Below are 846 nucleotides of genomic sequence, written 5' to 3' on the forward strand. Positions count from 1 at the left end.
TCCGTAGTCAGACCCGACTCGAGCGCCTCTTCGGAATAAAGCCCGCCGAAAACCAGTTCCATCAGGCTGTCCGAACGCACGATGTGCGTGCTCGAACGTTGCACCATGGTCACCTCGGCGCCGTTTTCCACCAGATCGGCGCAGATGTCGTGGGCTGAATTGTTCGCGCCGATGACCACTGCGCGCTTGCCTTTCCACGCATCGCCGCCGGGGTGACGGCTGGAGTGATGTTGCTGGCCCTGAAAGTTTTCAGCGCCTGGATACACCGGCACATTCGGTACGCCAGACATGCCGGTGGCGAGGATCAGTTGCGTCGGTTGCAGGGTGACGGGCTCGCCGTTGCGCAGGACCTCCACGGTCCAGCGGCCAGTCTCTTCGTCAAACGTAGCGCCGAGGCATTCAGTGCGCGGCCAGTAGTTGAGTTCCATGACCTTGGTGTACATCTCCAGCCAGTCGCCGATCTGGTCTTTCGGGGTGAACACCGGCCAGTGGTCGGGGAAGGGCAGGTAGGGCATGTGGTCGTACCAGACCGGGTCGTGCAGGCACAGCGACTTGTAGCGGCCGCGCCATTGATCGCCGGGGCGTTCGGCTTTGTCGATGATCAGCGTCGGTACGCCCATGCGTTTGAGCCTTGCGCCGAGGCCGAGCCCGCCCTGACCGCCGCCGACGATCAGGCAGTACGGTTGCGTGGTAATGCCCAGCGCCGCTTCTTCGTCGCGGCGGCGCTCCAGCCAGTTGCGCTTGTCAGCGTGGGCATGGCCGTGGCTCGCGCCCATCGGCCGGCGGCGGCCGCTGGGTTCTTCGAAACCCTTGAGCTCGCGCATGGTGGTCAACAAAGTCCAGCAC

General features: G+C 64.1%; 1 protein-coding gene. It reads right to left on the minus strand.

The window, feature by feature from the left end; translation table 11 throughout:
* A partial coding sequence (locus tag J5M56_RS23635) for an NAD(P)/FAD-dependent oxidoreductase (RefSeq protein WP_207937899.1) occupies positions 1-846 on the minus strand: 846 nt, incomplete at both ends.

This window comes from Pseudomonas sp. 51_B (genome assembly GCF_017491595.1).
Taxonomy (GTDB): domain Bacteria; phylum Pseudomonadota; class Gammaproteobacteria; order Pseudomonadales; family Pseudomonadaceae; genus Aquipseudomonas; species Aquipseudomonas promysalinigenes.